This is a genomic window from Streptomyces viridochromogenes, from assembly GCF_001270495.1.
Taxonomy (GTDB): domain Bacteria; phylum Actinomycetota; class Actinomycetes; order Streptomycetales; family Streptomycetaceae; genus Streptomyces; species Streptomyces viridochromogenes_A.
This window is the reverse complement of sequence record NZ_LGUR01000128.1, coordinates 1-346: the sequence shown is the minus strand read 5'-3', so window position 1 is coordinate 346 and position 346 is coordinate 1. Positions and strand designations below refer to the sequence as shown.

Here is a 346-nt window from a genome sequence, read left to right as displayed (position 1 = left end):
GGAAATCCTCGCCAAGACGCCGGCCATCCCCTCCGGCTGCCAGTGGGGCATCTTCCTGCGCAACCACGACGAGCTGACCCTCGAAATGGTCACCGACGAAGAGCGCGACTACATGTGGTCGGAGTACGCCAAGGACCCGCGGATGCGCGCCAACATCGGCATCCGGCGCCGACTGGCCCCCCTGCTGGACAACGACCGCAACCAGATCGAGCTGTTCACCGCCCTGCTGCTGTCGCTCCCCGGCTCGCCGATCCTCTACTACGGCGACGAGATCGGCATGGGCGACAACATCTGGCTCGGCGACCGCGACGCCGTCCGCACCCCCATGCAGTGGACCCCGGACCGC

1 protein-coding gene is annotated in these 346 nt (G+C 67.6%); it reads left to right on the top strand.

All coding sequences use genetic code 11. The features are described from left to right. On the top strand, positions 1 to 346 hold a 346-nt coding region (locus tag ADK36_RS14755; protein ID WP_048587658.1), incomplete at both ends, for an alpha-amylase family glycosyl hydrolase.